The organism is Streptomyces sp. NPDC003697 (assembly GCF_053587115.1).
This window is the reverse complement of sequence record NZ_JBSFNN010000031.1, coordinates 43,122-61,504: the sequence shown is the minus strand read 5'-3', so window position 1 is coordinate 61,504 and position 18,383 is coordinate 43,122. Positions and strand designations below refer to the sequence as shown.

General features: G+C 73.7%; 15 protein-coding genes. 4 read left to right on the top strand and 11 right to left on the bottom strand.

Annotated features, from left to right (window positions below; genetic code table 11):
- Nucleotides 1-2 precede the first annotated feature (2 nt).
- Together ACWDNY_RS15360 and ACWDNY_RS15355 are read left to right on the top strand one after the other, a co-directional pair.
- Nucleotides 3-380 (top strand): toxin Doc, encoded by a 378-nt coding sequence (locus tag ACWDNY_RS15360; protein WP_451646236.1) that lies wholly within the window; start codon nucleotides 3-5, stop codon nucleotides 378-380.
- A gap of 637 nt (nucleotides 381-1,017) precedes the next feature.
- The gene (locus tag ACWDNY_RS15355) at nucleotides 1,018-2,658 is read left to right on the top strand and encodes an RICIN domain-containing protein (protein WP_451646235.1); all 1,641 of its coding nucleotides are present in this window, start codon (nucleotides 1,018-1,020) and stop codon (nucleotides 2,656-2,658) included.
- A 258-nt stretch (nucleotides 2,659-2,916) separates the two neighbouring features.
- On the opposite strand, the gene ACWDNY_RS15350 is transcribed toward ACWDNY_RS15355, so the two are convergent.
- Nucleotides 2,917-4,086: a lactate 2-monooxygenase gene (locus ACWDNY_RS15350; protein ID WP_451646234.1), complete on the bottom strand. Its 1,170-nt coding sequence runs from the start codon at nucleotides 4,084-4,086 to the stop codon at nucleotides 2,917-2,919.
- Nucleotides 4,087-4,553: 467 nt separating this feature from the next.
- On the opposite strand from ACWDNY_RS15350, the gene ACWDNY_RS15345 reads away from it, so the two are divergent.
- Nucleotides 4,554-4,988, top strand: a complete 435-nt coding sequence (locus ACWDNY_RS15345) for a protease inhibitor (RefSeq protein ID WP_451646233.1) — start codon at nucleotides 4,554-4,556, stop codon at nucleotides 4,986-4,988.
- A gap of 151 nt (nucleotides 4,989-5,139) precedes the next feature.
- Here ACWDNY_RS15345 and ACWDNY_RS15340 read toward each other — a convergent pair whose 3' ends face one another.
- The 9 genes from ACWDNY_RS15340 to ACWDNY_RS15300 form a co-directional block, all read right to left on the bottom strand.
- Nucleotides 5,140-5,373, bottom strand: coding sequence for a CDGSH iron-sulfur domain-containing protein (locus ACWDNY_RS15340; protein WP_451646232.1), 234 nt, complete (start codon nucleotides 5,371-5,373; stop codon nucleotides 5,140-5,142).
- Nucleotides 5,354-6,007, bottom strand: a complete 654-nt coding sequence (locus ACWDNY_RS15335) for a HemK2/MTQ2 family protein methyltransferase (protein WP_451646231.1) — start codon at nucleotides 6,005-6,007, stop codon at nucleotides 5,354-5,356. Before ACWDNY_RS15335 ends, ACWDNY_RS15340 begins: the two co-directional genes overlap by 20 nt.
- 21 nt (nucleotides 6,008-6,028) lie before the next feature.
- Nucleotides 6,029-7,042, bottom strand: a complete 1,014-nt coding sequence (locus ACWDNY_RS15330; protein ID WP_451646230.1) for an iron-containing redox enzyme family protein — start codon at nucleotides 7,040-7,042, stop codon at nucleotides 6,029-6,031.
- Between the two features lie 109 nt (nucleotides 7,043-7,151).
- Nucleotides 7,152-7,331 (bottom strand): hypothetical protein, encoded by a 180-nt coding sequence (locus ACWDNY_RS15325; RefSeq protein WP_451646229.1) that lies wholly within the window; start codon nucleotides 7,329-7,331, stop codon nucleotides 7,152-7,154.
- 89 nt (nucleotides 7,332-7,420) lie between these two features.
- Entirely contained in the window at nucleotides 7,421-8,446 is a 1,026-nt protein-coding gene (locus tag ACWDNY_RS15320) for a Ppx/GppA phosphatase family protein (protein WP_451646228.1), read from the bottom strand.
- Nucleotides 8,447-8,512: 66 nt separating this feature from the next.
- Nucleotides 8,513-11,374, bottom strand: coding sequence for an NHLP bacteriocin export ABC transporter permease/ATPase subunit (locus tag ACWDNY_RS15315; protein WP_451646227.1), 2,862 nt, complete (start codon nucleotides 11,372-11,374; stop codon nucleotides 8,513-8,515).
- Nucleotides 11,375-11,376: 2 nt separating this feature from the next.
- On the bottom strand, nucleotides 11,377-13,602 hold the full coding sequence (locus tag ACWDNY_RS15310) for an NHLP family bacteriocin export ABC transporter peptidase/permease/ATPase subunit (protein ID WP_451646226.1): 2,226 nt from the start codon (nucleotides 13,600-13,602) through the stop codon (nucleotides 11,377-11,379).
- The gene (locus ACWDNY_RS15305) at nucleotides 13,599-14,405 is read right to left on the bottom strand and encodes an HlyD family efflux transporter periplasmic adaptor subunit (protein WP_451646225.1); all 807 of its coding nucleotides are present in this window, start codon (nucleotides 14,403-14,405) and stop codon (nucleotides 13,599-13,601) included. The genes ACWDNY_RS15310 and ACWDNY_RS15305 overlap by 4 nt, the downstream gene beginning before the upstream one ends.
- 104 nt (nucleotides 14,406-14,509) lie before the next feature.
- Entirely contained in the window at nucleotides 14,510-14,725 is a 216-nt protein-coding gene (locus ACWDNY_RS15300) for a type A2 lantipeptide (RefSeq protein WP_451646224.1), read from the bottom strand.
- 654 nt (nucleotides 14,726-15,379) lie between these two features.
- On the opposite strand from ACWDNY_RS15300, the gene ACWDNY_RS15295 reads away from it, so the two are divergent.
- Nucleotides 15,380-16,729, top strand: a complete 1,350-nt coding sequence (locus tag ACWDNY_RS15295) for a S1 family peptidase (protein WP_451646223.1) — start codon at nucleotides 15,380-15,382, stop codon at nucleotides 16,727-16,729.
- A gap of 785 nt (nucleotides 16,730-17,514) precedes the next feature.
- Here ACWDNY_RS15295 and ACWDNY_RS15290 read toward each other — a convergent pair.
- Nucleotides 17,515-18,369, bottom strand: a complete 855-nt coding sequence (locus tag ACWDNY_RS15290; protein ID WP_451646222.1) for a hypothetical protein — start codon at nucleotides 18,367-18,369, stop codon at nucleotides 17,515-17,517.
- Between the last annotated feature and the right edge of the window lie 14 nt (nucleotides 18,370-18,383).

Here is an 18,383-nt window from a genome sequence, read left to right as displayed (position 1 = left end):
CGATGACCCCCGTCATCCACATCGACGTGCCCTGGTTGCTCCAGCGCCATGAGGAAGTACTGCCGTACCAGCCCACCATCGACGACTTCTCGGCACTGGTGGCCGCCGTCGCCCGCCACCGTGTCGACCCCCCGCGTCTCGGCACCGACTCCGACCCGGCGTGGCGGGCCGCCGCACTGCTGCACACCCTCGCCGTGCTCAGGCCGCTGCCCTCCGCCAACGCCCGCTTCGCCTGTGCCACGGCCGTGGCGTACATGTTCGTCAGCGGTGTCGGCATCGACCCGCCCTACGGGGCCCTCGTCGACCTCACGCGCGATCTGATGGACGGCAAGACGGACGTCTACGGCGCCGCCGACCGTCTGCGCCGCTGGCAGATCTGACCTGACAACCGCTCACCGGCCTCCGGGCCCGCGGTGAGCCGGACGGCCGCGGAGGCCACCGGTGAGCGGGACGGTCCCGAGGGCTCCGCGCGCCCATCGCGGAGCGCTCGGAACGTCGTCCCCGGCGGTGGACCGTCCACCACCCGGGCACCCCGTCCCCCCCGCGGTGGACGGGTCCCCGGGCCGCCGGTCCCGGGTGGGGGGACAGGACCGGCGGCGCCGCGCGGAAGGGCCGCCGTCCCGCGCGGGGCCCGAACCGGGGCCGACTCCAGCCGACCACCTCCGGCCCGGGTGCCGGAAGGGCGCGCGGGGAACCGGCGCGTGCGCATGCCACGCACGGGGCGCGCGTCGTTGAAACGACGTGCGAGCCGCAGCGGAGGGGTGTGCCAGTCGCACCGGAAGGATGCGAGCCGCAGCGGAGGGGCCGCGGCCCGGCTCCGGGCCGAAGAAGGCCGATCTCCTCCGGTCACCTTGTTGCCCCTGACCCAGGTGTGCCAGGGTGAACCACCATGCGCGGTGAGTAACTGCCTTGAATCAAGGGCGAGTTGCCGAAGCGGTCCGCTCGCCGGCCGTCCGGTGGCCGCACGCTCCGCGCCCTCCCGCACGACGACCAGGTACGCACCGAAGGAATCGCTCCGTGCCCACCCCCCACCCCCCTCGTCCCCCTTATCCCCCGCCCGTCGGCGTGCCCGCGGAGTCCGACGACTCCCTCGCGGCCCGTCTCAGAGGCAGTACGGACGGCGAGGTCGCCCACTCCGTCGCCCTGCTGATCGCACGCCACTGGCAGCCGGCCCACGACTACGCCGTCATCTGCCTCGCCTCCGCGGGGCCGGTCGCCGCGATGGTCACCACGGCGGCCGTCCACCAGGTCCTCGACCGCCTGACCCTGGGCGAGGAGGGAGTGGCCCTGCGCCCCCGACTGCTGCTCGCCGTGCGGGACACCGTCCGGCAGTGGGCCGCCGAGGACCGGATATCCGGCGTGCTGCCCCAGTTGCGCAAACCCGCCGGGGGCCGGGGCATGCGGGGCGCCGTGTCCCTGACCCCGGAGCACGGACGGCTCGCCCGGCGGGCCTTCGAGGTCCTGCCCTCGGACGCCCGGTGCCTGCTGTGGCACACCGAGGTCGAGGCCGAACCCGTCACCGTCCCGGCCGGGCTGCTCGGCATGGACCCCGGCACCGCCTCGGCCGTGTGCGGGCAGGCGCGGGAGAGGTTCCACGAGGGCTGCGTCCGCGCCCACCGCGAGTTCGCGCCGAGCGACGACTGCCGCTTCCACAACCGCCTGCTCGACGTCCCGATCCGTCGCGGAGGCACCCTGCCGCCGGACGTGAGGCGGCATCTGGCCGACTGCCGCTACTGCCGCGAGGCGGCGGAACAACTCGGCCGGATCGACGGTGACTTGGGCGCCCTGCTCGCCGAGGCCGTGCTCGGCTGGGGGGCCCGCCGCTACCTCGACTCACGGCCGGGGCGGGCGCGGCCGGGGGCGAGGGGGAGGAGCACCGCCCCGCCCGCCGGTGGCCGGCGCTTCGGCGGTGGCCGCCACCGGCTGCTGTCGCCCGCGCCGTCGCCCGGCCGCCGGGTTCCCGGCGGGCCCCGGACACCCCGGACCCTGGCGGGCGTCGGACTGGTCTCGGCCGGACTCCTCGCCACCGTCCTCGGCGCCGGTGTGTGGCCGCCCGGCGACGGCCCGGCAGCGCCCGGTGGCTCCGCCGGTGCGACCGGCACGCGGGGCACGGCACCCGGCGGTAGGCCGTCGGTCCCGCCCGCCGGGTCGGCGGGCGGCACCGGCACACCCACGGCCGGGGAGCGGACCCGGCTGCGCAACGCCGGAGCCGACCTGTGCCTCGACGTGCGCGGCGAGCCACGGCCGGGCGCGGCCGCCACGCTCGCGGTGTGCTCCTCCGCGTGGACCCAGCGGTGGTCGCTGGAGAAGGACGGGCTGCTGCGCAGCGCGGCCGACCCCGGTCTGTGCCTGGACGCGTACGCGGACGCCGGGGTCGTCGTCCTCGGCGTGTGCGCGGACGCGGACACGCCGCGGGACCGCGACGTGCGGTACGACCTGACGACGCGGGGAGAGGTGCTGTCACGCCGGTACGGGGGGCTCGCCCTCACTCCCACCACACCGGACCCGGACGCCGACGTCGTCGTCACGCCCCGCGACGGCTCCGACGCCCAGCGCTGGATGACCGACCCGGGTCCCGCCGCCCCCGGAGCCCTGTCCGGCGCCGGCACGGACGGACCGCGTGCCCGCCCGGTCGACCTGTCGGAACGAACCGCCTGACCGGCCGCCCCCGCCCGTCCGCCCGACCCTCCGTGGCGCGAAGCCGGCCCGGGAGGTCGGGCCCGGGCAGGCCGCTCCCGGAGTGCTGTCAGGCCCGGCGGGGGAGAGGCCGACGGTCTGATGCGGGCATTTCCAGGCAGCGGGGCGACCCCTGGCCGGGTGCGTGCCGGGTCCGGCTCCGCGGAGGGCGCCGGGCGGGCCCCGGGGCGGCGTCGCGCAGGACGGTGCCGGGGGAGTGTCGGGGCCCCGGCCGGTCGGTCAGGCCGGGTGTTCGGTGAGGTCGGCCGGGCCGACGGTTGCCGGGGTGGCGTGGCCGCTCAGGGCAAGGGTGAGGTCGAACTCCGCCAGCAGACAGCGGATCACGTGCTCGACGCCGGCCTGCCCGTCGAGGCCCAGCCCGTACACGTACGGACGCCCCAGCAGCACCGCCCGGGCGCCGAGAGCGAGGGCCTTGAACACGTCGTCGCCGGTGCGCACGCCGCTGTCGAACAGCACGCTCAGCCGGTCACCGACCGCCTCGACCACTCCGGGCAGCGCGTCGGCCGCCGCCACCGAACCGGCCACCTGGCGGCCGCCGTGGTTGGACACCACCACGCCGTCCATCCCCGCGTCGGCGGCGAGGCGGGCGTCGTCCGGGTGCAGCACGCCCTTGAGCACGATCGGGCCGTCCCAGTGCTCGCGCAGGAAGGCCAGGTCGGGCCAGGTCTTGCCGGGGTCGGCGAACATGCCGACGAAACGCATCACCGCCGCGTCGGGATCCTCGTGCACCGGCTTGGCCAGACCGGCCTGGAACGCCGGGTCGGTGAAGTAGTTCGCGGTGCCCACCCCGTGCAGGAACGGCAGGTACGCCTGGTCCAGATCGCGCGGGCGCCAGGCGAGCAGCGGCGTGTCCAGCGTGACGACCAGGACGCTGAACCCGGACGCCTCCGCCCGCCGCAGGAAGCTCCGCGTCACCTCGCGGTCCTTGGCCCAGTACAACTGGAACCAGCGCTCGGCGTCCCCCATCGCCTTCGCGACCTCCTCCATGGGCGTGCTGGAGGCCGACGACAGGACGTACGGCACACCCTGCGCGGCGGCGGCGCGCGCGGCCGCGCACTCGGCGTCCGGATGCATGATCGACAGCACGCCGACCGGTGCCAGCGCCAGCGGGGCCGGCAGTTCGCGGCCGAGCAGGCGCACGGACAGGTCCCGTTCGGCCACGTCCCGCAGCATGCGCGGCACGATCCGGCGCCGCTCCAGGGCCGCCCGGTTCGCGCGCGCCGTACTGCCGTCCCCCGCGCTGCCCGCCACGTAGCCCACCGGGCCGGGGCCGAGCCGCTGCTCGGTCAACTCCTCCAGGCGCGTCAGATCGGTGGGCAGCCGGGGCACGGCCCCCGTCATCCCGTGCAGATAGATCTCGTACTGGAAGTCCGCCCAGTGCTGCGCCATCCGTCCGTCCCGCCTTCCGTCACCGAGCACGCGTGAGGCCCCGACCATACTGGCGGGTACGGGCGTGGGGACCCGCCGGGGCCGTCCCGCGCGAGCGACCCGGGGCCGTCTCGCGCGGGGCGGTGCCGGGAAGGGACGGCGACGAAGGCCGCGAGATGAACAGGAACGCTCGCCAAGGCGTCCGAGAGGGGCGGATCGAGGACGGAAGCGGAATGTTTCCGGACGATTAACGAAGGCGGGGGTTTCGGCCATCCGGCCGGATCCGGCGGTCGGCAACCGTACGGACACGGGGATGCAACGTTCGAATTCCGTGACTTCTGGCCACTGATTCAACACGCAATGTTACCGAAACCCGTGGGTTCGATGTGAGTTTCGGCAGCGGACTCGGCAGACTCCCGCTCGCCGGTCCGGCACCGATCGCGTCGGTTCCGGCGTCTCTCATCGAATCGAGCGGAAGGAAGCACACAATGCGGAACACCGCGCGCTGGGCAGCGGCCCTCGGACTGACGGCCACCGCCGTCTGCGGACCCCTCACCGGGGCCGCGCTCGCCGCACCGTCCAGCGCCACCGCCTCGCTCTACGCCCCCTCGGCCCTGGTGCTGACCGTGGGGCACGGGGACAGCGCGGCCGTCGCCACCCCCGAGCGCGCCGTCACCCTGACGTGCGCCCCGTCCGCCTCCGGTACGCATCCGGCCGCGCCCCAGGCCTGTGCCGAACTGCGCGGCACAGGCGGCGACTTCAACGCCCTGACGGCCCGGGACGACGTCCTGTGCACCAGGGAGTACCGCCCCGTGGTGGTCACGGCCGCCGGCGTCTGGCAGGGCAAGCGGGTCTCCTACGAGCGCACCTTCGCCAACGAGTGCGTGAAGAACGCGGCCGCGACGAGCGTCTTCGCGTTCTGAAAAGACCGGGATCGCACGAACGCCGTGCACGACCGAGGGGTCCCGCAACTGGGGAGTGCGAGCCCCGGCACGGCGGTCCTGCGATCCCGCTACAGGGGCCGGCGGGCGGAGTGGGGCCGCCCGCCGGCCCCTGGTACCCCGTCCCGTCGCGTCACGCCCGCTTGCGGTGGCTGGTGTCGCACCAGGGGTACCGGCGGCTGCGGCGGCAGGTGCACAGGGCGACGCGGAAGCGGTCGGAGCGGACCGTGCTGCCGTCCTCCAGCTCCACCTCGACCGGTCCCTCCACCAGGATCGGACCGCGCCGCTGCATGGTCACCCGGCGCGGCGGCTCCGGACGGCCGGCACCGGAGGCGGGGCGGGGGCCGTCAGAGGGGTCGTTCGGCACGGACGATCACCAGCTCTTCCTTCTCGTCGGCCGGCGACAGCAGACCGCGCTCACGCAGCCAGCCCTGCCTCGCCCGCATGACGGGGCCGAACATGATCCAGCGCCGGAGCGTCACCTCGGCGTGCAGACCGGCCGCGCGCAGGTCGGCCACCGTGCGGTCCGGGTCGCTCAGCGCCGAGTGCACGATCAGCAGCACACCCCCGCTTCGCAGCAGCGGGGGTGCGTCCCGGCAGATCCGGTCGAGGACGAGGCGCCCGTCGCCGCCGGCGTCCCACGCGCGGGATCTGCCGCGCGGCGTGCGTCCGGCCTCGGGCGCGGGCACGTAGGGCGGATTGGCCAGGATCATGTCGAAGGACCGGTCGTGTACCGGGCCGAAGAGGTTGCCGCGCCGGATGTGGATCCGGAGCCGGGCCATGCGTGCGTTGAGCCGGGCGGTCCACACCGCCCGGCGGGACACGTCCACCGCAGTGACGCGGGCGCCTCGCCGGGCGGCCTCAAGCGCCAGCGCACCGCTGCCGGTGCCCACGTCGAGGACCTCGGCGTCCGGCGCGAGGGACTCCCCGGCCAGGGCCTCGGCCAGAAACGCTGTGTCGTCCTGAGGGGCGTACACGCCCGGGAGTACGAGTGCATTCACGGCACCCGTGTACCCCCGTGCTCAGGAGGTATGGGCCGTCACGGCGGGCAGCGGGACGCGCAGCGACGACCGTCCGGCACGCCAGTCGTCGAGCAGCCGCGCGGCGAGTCGGCCCTCCAGGTACTCGGTCGCGTCGATGCCGAAGGCGATGTCCGCGGCCAGGTGCGGCTCCTCGGCCAGCAGGCCGCCGATCACCTCGTGGCGCACGATCTGCTCGTGCACCGCGTCCGCCTCGACGTGCTCGTCGTAGAAGAACTCCGCGGCCGCTCCGGCGCCCGTGCGGCGCATCGCCTCGGCCAGCCGCCGCGAACCGGGGGAGGAGGTGATCTCGACGGAGGCGAAGTGGCCGACCAGGGCGCCGCGCAGCTCGCGGTGCAGGCCGAACAGGGACATCATGTTCACCGTCGCCAGGACCTCCGGCGACGCCGCGTCCAGATAGCGGCCGTACGTCGTGTCCAGACCGAGGTCCGTCATCAGGTCGGCGAACAGCCGGGCGTGGACGCGCTCGGCCCGGCCGCCGCCCCACTCGTCGAACTCGACCGCCGCCATCGCCGCCTTCGCAGTGCCCCACAGGCGCGGCAGCACCCACGCGTGCGGGTCGGCCTCCTTGAGGTGGTACAGGGAGCGCTGGGCCGCGTACTCGCGCAGCTGCCACAGTTCGCCCTTGTCCCGCAGGAAGTGGCTCACGCCGGTGCCGTCCACGGGCTCGACGAGGAGGCCGGCGAGAGCGTCGTCGAGGCTGTCGTGCGCCGGTGTGTCCGCGCGCAGGGCGGACAGGAAGCGCCGCTCCAGTGCCGCCCGCACGCGCAGCAGGTCCGGGTCCCACTCACGCTCGGGCGAGACCTCCGCGAAGCCGCGGTAGTGGAGCTCGTAGCACAGGTAGAGAGCGAGCTGGACGTCGTTCCCGTACGGGTCCGCGCCGTCGGTGTCCTCGGGCCGCGGCAGGGGGCCCGTACCTCGCAGGTACGCCGTCACGGCTGCGGAGATCGGCCCCCGGGCAGGGGGCAGCTCGGGGCCTCGGCGATGGTGGTTCATGGCACCCTGGTACCCCGAAGGCGCACGGCCACCCGCCGCCCGGGCACACTGCCCCCGAGCGCCCCCGGCCGGGACCGGGGCATGCGGACGGCGGGCCGGCCGGCGCCGCTCACTCGCCCTCGGACTCCTCCTGCGCCCGCGTGTTCGGCGTGACGGCCTCCCCGGCCTCGCCCGCGTGCCGGGCGTCCTCGGAGTCGTCGACGTGCTTCTTCTCGGCCTCCTCGACCTCGCGCAGTACCTCCTCGATCGCGGTCTCGGGCCGGTCCTCGTGCCGGTTGTCGTCGGACACGGTGGTCTCCTCTCCTTCGCGGGCGGTGGGCTGCGATGCGGTGGGTCCGGGTCCGGGCGCCCGCCGTGCGGCCGGGCCGGCGCCCGTGCTCAGCTCGTGGTGGTCGCCAGGCGCAGCGGAACCGGCTCGGGCGGTGCCGTCTCCTCGTTCGGGCGGGACATCTCCGCCCACCAGGACGGGCCGTCCTCGATGTGCCGGAGCATGATCCCCTCGCGGATGGCCCAGGGGCAGACGGTCACTTCCTTCAGACCGGTCAGCTTCATCGCCGTGTGCCCGACCACCGCGCCCGCCAGGCTCTGCGCGGCGCGCGGGGCCGAGATGCCGGGCAGCCACGCGCGTTCGGCGGCGGGCAGAGCGGCCAGCCGGCCGACGGCCCGGCGCAGGTCGCGACGGCGCAGCCGCCGCTCCACGAAGGGACCGTGCCGTCCGGGTGCGGCTCCGCACAGCCGGCCCAGCTGCTGGAAGGTGCGCGAGGTCGCCACCGCGGTGCGCGGGCCCTCCCAGCGGATGAGCGCGGCGACGTCGCGCAGCTGGTGCCGGACCCTGCGCCGCAACGCCTTGAGCTGATCGGGGGAGCTGAGGTCGCCGCCGTCGAGGAACTCGTGGGTCAGCCGGCCGGCACCGAGCGGCAGCGACGCCACGAAGTCCGGCAGCCGGCCCCGGCCGAACGCCGCCTCGAACGAGCCGCCGCCGATGTCGAGCAGGGCCAGTGGCCCGGACCGCCAGCCCATCCAGCGCCGCGCCGCGAGGAACGTCAGCTCCGCCTCGACCTCGCCCGGCAGGGTGCACAGCGCGATCCCGGTCCGCTCACGGACCGTGCGCAGCACGTCCAGACGGTTCGGGGCGTTGCGCACGACGGCGGTCGCGAAGGCCGGCGGGGCGGCCGCGCCCCACCGGGCCGCGGTCCGGGCCGCCTCGCCGACCGCGTCGGCAAGGCGGTCCACCGCCTCCTCGGGGAGATGCTGCCCGGGGCTGGCCGGTTCGGACAGTCTCAGCCGCCACTTGGCGGTGTGCACCGGCAGCGGCACCCCGCCGGTTCCACCGGTTCCACCGTTGACGTCCGCGACCACCAGCCGGACCGTTTTCGATCCCGCGTCCACCACGCTGATTCGCATGCGCCGGTGGGTACCCGGTCCGGCCGGTCCCTACGCCGCCCGCGCCGCGCGGTCACGGTCCGTGTCTCACGCCAGCTGCCGCCGCACCAGCTCGTGCAGCCGGCCGCCCGTGTCGGCCAGCAGCTCGGCCGGCGGGCCCTGCTGGGCGACCTTGCCGTCCTCCATCACGACGACCCGGTCGGCGTCCAGCACCGTCGACAGGCGGTGCGCGATGACGATCCGTGTCGCGTTCAGCTTGCGGGTGCTCTCCATCACCGTGCGCTGGGTCTCGTTGTCCAGGGCGCTGGTCGCCTCGTCGAAGAACAGGATCCGCGGCCTGCGGACCAGCGCCTGGGCGATCATCAGGCGCTGCCGCTGCCCGCCGGAGACCGAGCCGCTGCCGGAGACGATGGTGTGCAGGCCCATCGGCATCCGCTTGATGTCCTCGGCCAACCCCGCCATCTCCGCCGCCGCCATCGCCTCCTCGGGCGTGCACGGCTCCGTCCCCCGGATGACGTCCAGAATCGAGCCGGTGAACGGCTGCGCGTGCTGCAGCACCACCCCGCACTGCCGGCGCACGGCCGACTGGTCGAGGGCCGCGAGGTCCTGGCCGTCGTAGAGCACGCTCCCCGACAGCGGCCGGTCGAAGCCGATCAGCAGCCGCAGCAGGGTCGACTTGCCGCAGCCGCTCGGACCGACGATCGCCACGAACTCGCCCGGCCGCACCGCGAACGACACGTCGTCCAGGACGAGCGGTCCGTCGTCGGTGTACCGGAACGACAGCCGGCGCGCTTCGACGGCGCCGGACAGCGGGCCCGGCCGTGTGCTCGCCGTCCGCACCTCCGGCGACGCCTCGAGCACCGGCTTGATCTCCTCGTACAGCGGCAACGCGCCCACCGCCGAGACGAACGCGCCGGTCAGCTGGGTCACGGAGGTCAGCAGCATCGTCACGGAGGTGTTGAAGGTCAGGAACGCGGCCGCCGACATCGAGCCCCGCGCCGGGCCGGCCAGCAGCATGAACATCACCAGCGTGCACACCGGCAGGTACACCGCGCCCATCACCGTGGTGAGGTTCTTGATACGGCCCACCCGCTGCTGCAGTTCCCGGCTGCGCGCGAACTCCCCGGCCCAGGCGGCGTAGGCGTAGTTCTCCGCGGCCGCCACCCGCAGCTTCGGCAGTCCGCGCAGGGTCTGGAAGGCCTGGTTGTTCAGCTTGTTGGTGAGCCGGACCAGCCTGCGCTGCCAGCGGACCTGCCACAGGCCCAGAGCGAGGAAGAGCGCCGCGATGACCACCAGCATCCCGATCGCCGCCATGGCCATGGAGGCGCTGTACCAGAACAACAGCACGAGGTTCATCGCTCCCACGGTCACCGACTGGGCGACGACCGGGCCGACGCCCGCCAGCAGCCGGCGGATCGCGCTGACGCCCATGGCGGCGCTCGCCAGCTCACCGGTGGAGCGCTGGGTGAAGAACGCCGTCGGCAGCCGCAGCAGGCGGTCCCAGACGGCGGGCTGGAGCGTGGCCTCGATCCGGCCCTCCAGCCTCAGCATGGTCAGGTTCTGCAGCAGCATGAAGGCCGCCCCCACCACCCCGCTGATCATCACGGCCAGGCAGACCTGCGTGATGAGTCCCTCCCGGGCCTCCGGCACGTACTGGCCGAGCACCCTGCCCGTGGCGACGGGCACCAGCGCGCCGAGGGCGACCGTGACCAGGCCGCCGGCCAGCAGGTTGAGCAGGTCGCCGCCGGTGCCGCCCAGGGTGAAGCGCACCAGGCCGAGCGGGCCGAGGCGGCGTTCGGGCAGGGGACGGTAGAACATCACCGCGCGCGGCTCGAACTCCTCCGCGTTCGCCTTCTCCACCGGTGTCTCCCGGCCGGTCGCCGGGTGCACCGCCACATATCCGCCGCGTCGCCACAGCAGCGCGACCGGCGCCCCCGACAGGGCCCGGTGGCCCACCAGGGGTCCGATGTTCTCCCGCCACCAACGGCCCTCCAGGCGGACGCCCCGGGTGCGCATCCGGGAGGCGAGGGCGATCTGCTCCACCGGGTCGAGCCGGTCGCCGCCGGTGCCGTTCTGCGCGGCGGCCAGGGTGATCCCGGCAGCGCGCGCGACCAGCCTGCACGCCGCGTAGGTGGCGTCGGCGTCGGCGGTCGTGGCGCGCCGGGAGGACCGCCCGATCGACGCGAGCAGCGTCCGGTCGGCCTGCGCGCGGACCGCCTCACCGGCCTTGATGCCGGCCGCCGTCCGGGTCTCGTGGGTGCGCTCCCGCTCCTCGATCCACCGGTCCAGCGCGGTCAGCAGCCGGTACTGCTGGTCGACCATGCTCTGCCAGACGGCAGGGTCCATCAGCAGGTCGGCCGCCGCCTCGGCGCCGTACAGCGCTCCGTACTGGACGCTGCCGGGCGGCACCTGCATCCAGAAGACGTCGTCGTCCCCCACGCCCGCGTCCGCCCGCGCGGGGCCACCCGCCGCGGGTACGGCCCGGTCTCCGGCCATCGGCGCCTGGAAGAGGACGGACAGGCTGCGGCCGACGCCCAGCGCGAGGGCGTACTCCAGCGGACTGGACGTCGGCGGCACGTACTGCGGGTTGCCGTACTCGTCGTAGGACCATGTCTGGGTGCTCGCCGGCTGGTACAGCTCGCGCAGTCCGACGCGGTGCACCACGCAGTCCCGCAGGGGCCGGGCGACCAGGGTGTGCTGAGGGCCCGGCACCGGGCCGAGCAGCAGGGAACCCGCCTCCAGCCGGCCCAGGTGGTGCCAGTGGCCCTGTTGCCCGGCGTCGACCGCGAACAGGTCCACGGCGCCGGCCGCGACCAGCCACAGCACCTGCGGGCCCTCCAGTTCGAGCCGGGTCAGCCCGGCGCAGTCGATCCGCGTGCCCAGGGAGCCGAGCGCGCCCAGTACGAGGTCGTCACCGTGTCCCTCGGTTCCGCCGTGTGGGGACGTCATTGTCATCGCTCCCTGACCAGCGCGGCGTAGGCGCCGCCGCGTGCCACCAGCTCGTCGTGCCGTCCGCGCTCCACGACCGTGCCGTGCTGGAGCACGACGATCTCGTCGCTGTCGCGCACGGTGCTGAGGCGGTGCGCGATCACCACGCAGGCGCAGCCCCGCCTGCGCAGGTTGTCCATGACGACCAGTTCGGTCTCCGCGTCCAGCGCGCTCGTCACCTCGTCGAGGACGAGGATGCTCGGCCGGCGCACCAGCGCCCGGGCGATCTCCAGCCGCTGGCGCTGTCCGCCGGAGAAGTTGCGGCCGTCCTGCTCGACCCTGCTGTGGATGCCGCCGGGGCGGCGCATCACGACGTCGTACAGGGCCGCGTCCCGCAGCGCCTCGACGACGGCGTCGTCCGGGATCGACGGGTCCCACAGCGCGACGTTGTCGCGGACGGTGCCCTCGAAGAGGAACACCTCCTGGTCGACGAAGGACACCGAGGCCGCGAGCGCGCCGCGCGGGATGTCCTCCAGCCGCTGCCCGTCGATGCTGATCGTGCCCTCCCAGGGCGTGTACAGGCCCGAGATCAGGCGGGAGACGGTCGACTTGCCGCTGCCGGAGCCGCCCACCAGCGCCACCTGCCGGCCCGGCCCGACGGTCAGGTCGAACCCGGTGAGCAGCGGCTTGTCCAGGGGGCTGTAGCCGAAGGTGACGTTCTCCAGCTCGACGTGGCCGCGCAGGCGGCGGGTGGAGTCCCCGGCGCCGGGCCGGGCGTAGAGGGGGTCGGCCTGGAAGGTCTCGACGTCCTTGAGCCGGGCCACGTCCGCCGCGAAGTCCTGGATGCGGCCCGCGACGCCGTTCAGCCGGGTCAGCGGGGCGGTGAACCGGGCCACCAGTGCCTGGAACGCCACCAGCAGGCCGATCGAGATGTGGCCCTCGACGGCCCGCAGGCCGCCGATCCAGAGGATGAGCGCGCTGTTGAGGGTCGCCAGCGTCGGCGCGACCACGCCCAGCCAGGCGCTCGGCACCCCCAGGCGCTGCTGTTCGTCCAGCGTGGTGGCGTGCTGACCGGCCCACTTGCGGAAGTAGCCGTCCTCGCCGCCGGTCGCCTTCATCGTCTCGATCAGCTGCAGCCCGGTGTAGGCCGTGTTGGTCAGCCGGGCAGTGTCCGCGCGCAGCTTCGCCGTCCGGGTCGCCCGCAGCCGGACGACGACCCGCATCGCCACGATGTTGAGCAGGGCCACCCCGATGCCCACGAACGTCAGCTGGGGATCGTAGGTGTACAGCAGCACCGCGTACAGCACGACCACGACCGCGTCGACGCCCGCCGCCGCCAGGTCGCGGGCCAGTGTCTCGGCCACCGCGTCGTTGGACTGCAGCCGCTGGACCAGGTCGGCCGGGCTGCGCTGGGCGAAGAACGTGACCGGCAGCCGCAGCAGATGGCGCAGGAAGCGGGCGCTGGACAGCGTGGAGGAGATGATCCGGCCGTGCAGCAGATTGGCCTGCTGCAGCCAGGTCAGCACGACCGTGAGCAGCACGCACGCCGCCATCGACGTGAACAGCACGCCCAGCAGCGACGTCTGGCCGCCGATCAGGAACGTGTCGATGTAGGTCCGGCTCAGCGCGGGCACCGCCGCGCCGACCGCCACCAGCAGCAGGCTCGCCAGCACCGCCGCCGGCAGGGTGCCGGCGGTGCCGCGCAGCCGGGCCGGCAGGGCGCCGAAGACGCCGGGCCGGCTTCCGCCGCGCTCGAAACCGGGTCCGGGCTCCAGCACGAGCACGACGCCGGTGAAGCTGGTGTCGAACTCCTCCATGGGCACGAAACGGCGGCCCTTGCCGGGGTCGTTGATGTACACCCCGCGCCGGCCGAGGCGGCGGCCCATGCCGTCGTAGACGACGTAGTGGTTGAACTCCCAGAACAGGATCGCCGGCGCCTGCACGCCGGCCAGGGCCGCGGTGTCCATCTGCATGCCCTTGGCGGTCAGGCCGTAACTGCGCGCCGCCTTCAGCAGGTTGCTGGCGCGTGAGCCGTCCCGGGAGACGCCGCAGGCGATGCGCAGCTCCTCCAGCGGCACGTGCCGGCCGTAGTGGCCGAGCACCATGGCGAGCGAGGCGGCGCCGCACTCGACGGCCTCCATCTGCAGCACGGTGGGCGTGCGGACGGGTCTGCGCCGCCGGGTGGGCACCGGGCGGCGCGGGGGCGGTGCGGCGCGCCGGCGGCCGCGGGTCTCCTGGGCGGTGGTCACGGCAGCAGCCAATCGACGGGGCGCTGGTCGGCCAGGCGGATCGAAGCGCCGGCCAGGGTCATGGAGTCGAGCCGGAACGGCGGCCCGCCGGCGGAGGACCACCGGTAGCCGCTCCTGGTGGTGGCGGACCTGTCGAGCCGGACCGTCACGGCCACCGGCCGCCCGTCCTTCGTGAACTGCTGACCGAGCTGGCCGTCGCCGAGGAACGCGGCGATCTGCTGGGCCGACAGCGCGGAGCGGTCCACCGACGCCACATGGCCGCGCAGCACGCCGTACCGCTGCGTCGGCACCGACGCGACGGTCAGGTCGACGGGGGCGTCGGCGGGGATGGCGGCGGCGTTCTCGGCGGGGACGTACACGGTCGCGTACAGCGGGTCGGAGGCGTGGGCGACCTTCTCGACGGCGGCCACGTCGGCGCCGGTCTGCACGATCTGCCCGATGGTGGCGGCCAGCGCGGTGACGCGGCCCGCGGCGACGGTGCGGACGACCGTGTCGCCGTCGCCCGTACGCACCTTCAGCACCGGCGCGTTCGCGGGCAGCCGCTCGCCCTCCTTGGCGAGGACCGCGGTGACCTGGCCGGAGACCGGGCTCTGCAGGAGGTAACTGCCCTGCCCGTGCGTGAGGATGGCCTGCGCGCCGACCGTGGCCGCGACGGACCCCGTCACCGCCCAGACGGAGGCGGCGGCCATGGCGACCAGCGTGACGGACAGCACGAGCCAGCCCTGGGGCCGGGCCAGCCGCACCGGGAGATCGAGCTCCTCGGGCGACTGGAGCTTGGCGAGGGCCTGTTGGCGGAACTGCACGGAACTTCCCTCACCTGTGGGACGTGCGGGAGGAGCTGTCTGGGGGCATCCGTGAGTCCCGGAGCCGGCCTGCGGCTCCGGGACTCAGCGGCTACGCGGTGCGATCAGAGACCGGCGACCAGGTTGGTGACCGGGGCGACGTTCAGGCCGGTCACACCCTCGACGGTGCCGACGGCCATGTCGACCAGGCCGGTCACCGGGGCGACGCCGTCCACCAGGCCGGTGGCGGTGCCGAGAGCGTTGACCGACAGGCCGCCGGAGACGTTGTCGAGCTCGGCGTCGGAGATCTCGACGGTCTCAACCTGGGGGGTGGAGTTCATGTTGGAACTTCCCTTCGTATGGGTATCTCAAGGGGGGAGCGGCCCCCTCTGGGGACAGACGGTCGGCCGCACCCGCGAGCGCCGCAGGCCCGGCTTCGGAGCCCCGCGGCTGCCGCGGTGCGATGGATCAAAGCACGGCGCGGCGTGCGGCTTCCACTCAACCAGCGCTCCCACCAGGGCAATTGCTCCCCGGCGGTCGGAGAACCGTGCAGGCGTGCGCACGTCTTTCCGGCGACTTCTTCACATGCGGCACCGCTGCGGCTCCCGCCGGCGTCCGCGAGCGGGGCGGCGAATCCGGCACTCCTCGCCAAAGGCGTGCCAGGGGGCGCGCGGATGTGCAGATCTGCTGTGCGGGGTGGCCTCATTGCGTGGCCGGTGTGCAGATTCACTGAAGCTCGGATTCCGGTAAGTGTCCGTCACTGATCGTCAATGAATGATCGCGGACCGTTTCTGCCCAGGGTGACGGGGACGGTGCTCGCGCGAGCCGCGCACGGCTCGCCCGGTCACCGGTGGCGGCCGATTCGGCGCGGTCCGGCGGAAGTTGGCGAACGGGATTGAACGCCTCCCTCCCCTCCTGCGTACCAACAGCCATCCAGGCGCCCCAACCGGCTGCCGAACGGCGGCACAGACCCCGTACCCGGGAGGTCGAGAAGTTTGAGTCACAAGCGAATTCCGAAGCGCAAGGCCGCGATCGCGGCGGGCAGTGTGGCGGCGCTCGGAGCGGCGGCCCTGCTGCTCCCCAACGCCAACGCCTCCCAGGACGGCGCGGCGGACGACGCCACCCCCAGAACCCTCAAGGCGGCGGACGCCTCGGACCTCGCTGCGCAGCTCGCCGGCGCGCTCGGTGACGCCTTCGCCGGTTCCTACTACGACAGCGCCAGGCAGCAGCTCGTCGTCAACGTCGTGGGCGGCGACAACAACGCCGTGGTCGTCCAGGCGAAGAAGGCGGGCGCGGCCGTCCGGCAGGTCGACAACAGCACGGCCGAACTGAAGTCGGCGACCCGGACGTTGAAGACGCAGGCCACCATCCCCGGCACCTCCTGGGCGGTCGACCCGCGGACCAACAAGATCGTGGTCACCGCCGACAGCACCGTCACCGGCGCCAGGTGGAACCGGCTGGAGTCGACCGTCGACAGCCTCGGCTCGGGCATGGCGACCCTCAAGAAGTCGGCCGGCACCTTCAAGACGTTCGTCTCGGGCGGCGACGCGATCTTCGGCGGCGGCGCACGCTGCTCGCTCGGCTTCAACGTCACCGCGAGCGACGGCAGTCCCGCCTTCCTGACGGCCGGGCACTGCGGTGTCGCGGCCCAGCAGTGGTCCGACTCCCAGAACGGTCAGCCGATCGCCACGGTGGACCAGGCCGTCTTCCCCGGCAACGGCGACTTCGCCCTCGTCAAGTACGACGATCCGGCGACGCAGGCGCCCAGCGAGGTGAACGCCGGCAACGGGCAGACCGTCCAGATCGCGCAGGCCGCCGACGCCGCCGTCGGACAGCAGGTGTTGCGGATGGGCAGCACGACCGGCCTGCACGACGGCACGGTCACCGGCCTCGACGCCACGGTGAACTACCCGGAGGGCACGGTCACCGGCCTCATACAGACCGACGTCTGCGCCGAACCCGGCGACAGCGGCGGTTCGCTGTTCACCCAGGACGGCAGCGCGGTCGGCCTGACCTCGGGCGGCAGCGGCGACTGCACGTCCGGCGGTGAGACCTTCTTCCAGCCGGTCACCACCGCCCTGCAGGCGACCGGCGCGACGCTCGGCGCCGGCAACGGCGCGGGCTCCCAGGCGGGCGGCGGCCAGCAGGCCGGGGGCGGCCAGCAGGCCGGCGGTGACCAGGTGGGCGGCGGCGCCGGTGCGGGCGACCAGTCCGGGGCGGCTGAGCAGCCGGGTGCCGGAAACCAGTCCGGGAACGGTCACCAGTCCGGTGCCGGAGCGGGCGCGCCCGGCGACGGGTCGGGCCACGGGGCGGCCGACTCCTCGGGGATGACCGCGACCCGCTGACCCCGTCCCCCACGAGCCCCGGATCCGGCTCGAGCCCGGCACTGGGCTCTCCCCGAGCCGGGGCGGGGATCCGGGAGCCGGTGGGCGGCCGGCCCGCAGCGCGGCGGGTCCTCCCCTGACTGCCGTCGTCGCGGCGTCCGGCCGCCGACCGGCTCGTCCCCTGTCCACTGCCGGCCCACCCGCGGTTCCGGCCGGCAGTGAGTGGTCCGGCCCTCCGGCGGGAGGGCCGGACCGCATGCGTTCTCCGGCGGACTCCGAGTGCCGGGGGCGCTGCGTGGTGGGGGTCAGCCCCTCAGCACTCAGCGATAGAACGATCGGCCGGTGGGCGACCGCGGCGAACGGTCGGCAGCCGGCACCGGCAGTCGGCCGCCCGCAGTCCGGAGTTCTCCAGCCCGCAGCCACAAGGCATCGATCAGCAGTGGTATCCATGCGGCTGACAGGCGCAATAGCGGGTGCGCTCTGCCCTTGCCCGTGAGGCCGAAGTACCAAGGGGCACAACGGCACGTCGGACCTCGAGCGTGTCCAGGTTCCCCCCTCAGCCCGACTCCTCATCGAGCCGCATCTCACCGAAGCGTCCGCACGTGATGGGCGGTCTCCGCCACAGCGGCCGTGACCTGTGCACTGCCCGACCACGCGCTCGCCACGCTGCCTGGCACTTCCGGCCGTTCACTGGGCCGTGCCGGGGCGCAGCGCCTCCCGCTGTATTTCCTCAACGGCAACCACGGCCGCATAGGCCGCGCTCGCCGCTCGTGACGACGCCTCTGGGTGACCAGGGGCTTCGCCGATCACCTCCGCCTGATGGTGAGCGGTTCGCTGACAGCGACCGCTTGCCCCTCCTTGCTGACATAAATGTGGACCACGAAGATCCCCGGCGCGTGCAGGGCGATGAAGGTCATGCTGGTGGAGCCGAGCGAGTTCGTCGTAGCAGCCTTCCAATCGACACCTTTTCCCGCGGCATTCGTGATTTCGGCGAACACGTGCACCTCGCTCGCCGCGGCTGTCTTCGTCGCCGTCGACGTCCGTGCTCGCACGAGGACCTGGAACCGTTCCCCGATCGCGACGCCTTTCGGCATGTCCACAGTGACGGACAGCTTGCCGGAGCCCTTCCTCGGCGACGGCGTCGCCTGCGCCACGGAGACCCCATCGGGCACGATCCGCCAGGCCGGATGCAGTTCGGCGGCACGCCGCTCGTTGCGGTCGAGGACCCACGAGCCGAAGAATGTCGCATGCTCGCCCACCGACGGGATCGTCACGTACCGGGCGTCGGGCGGGATCACCTCGACATTGAGGAGGCCCTGGTTTGCCGAGCGGAGAAAGCGCCGGAACTTCTCGTCCACCGCAACCGTCAGGCGCATATTGCCATCAGTGGGTCGGTATTGCACCTTCCGTACGATCCCGCTGACGGTCGCGCAGTCGGCGACGACGGTCAGCCGTGTGGGGTTGTGGACGTGCGTAAGCGGTTCGCTCCGGCAAGGAACTCCCTCGTTGCTCCAACTCGGGGCGGTCGGGGTGTCAGTCCGCTGCGGGACGAGCAGAGCGATGAGAACTGAAGCGACGGCCGCGAAGGCCACGGCAGCGGCGACGGCGGACCGGCGGCGGCTCAACCGGTGGACGAGCGATTCGACCTCGGTGTCTCTCACTGGACGGCGGAGTA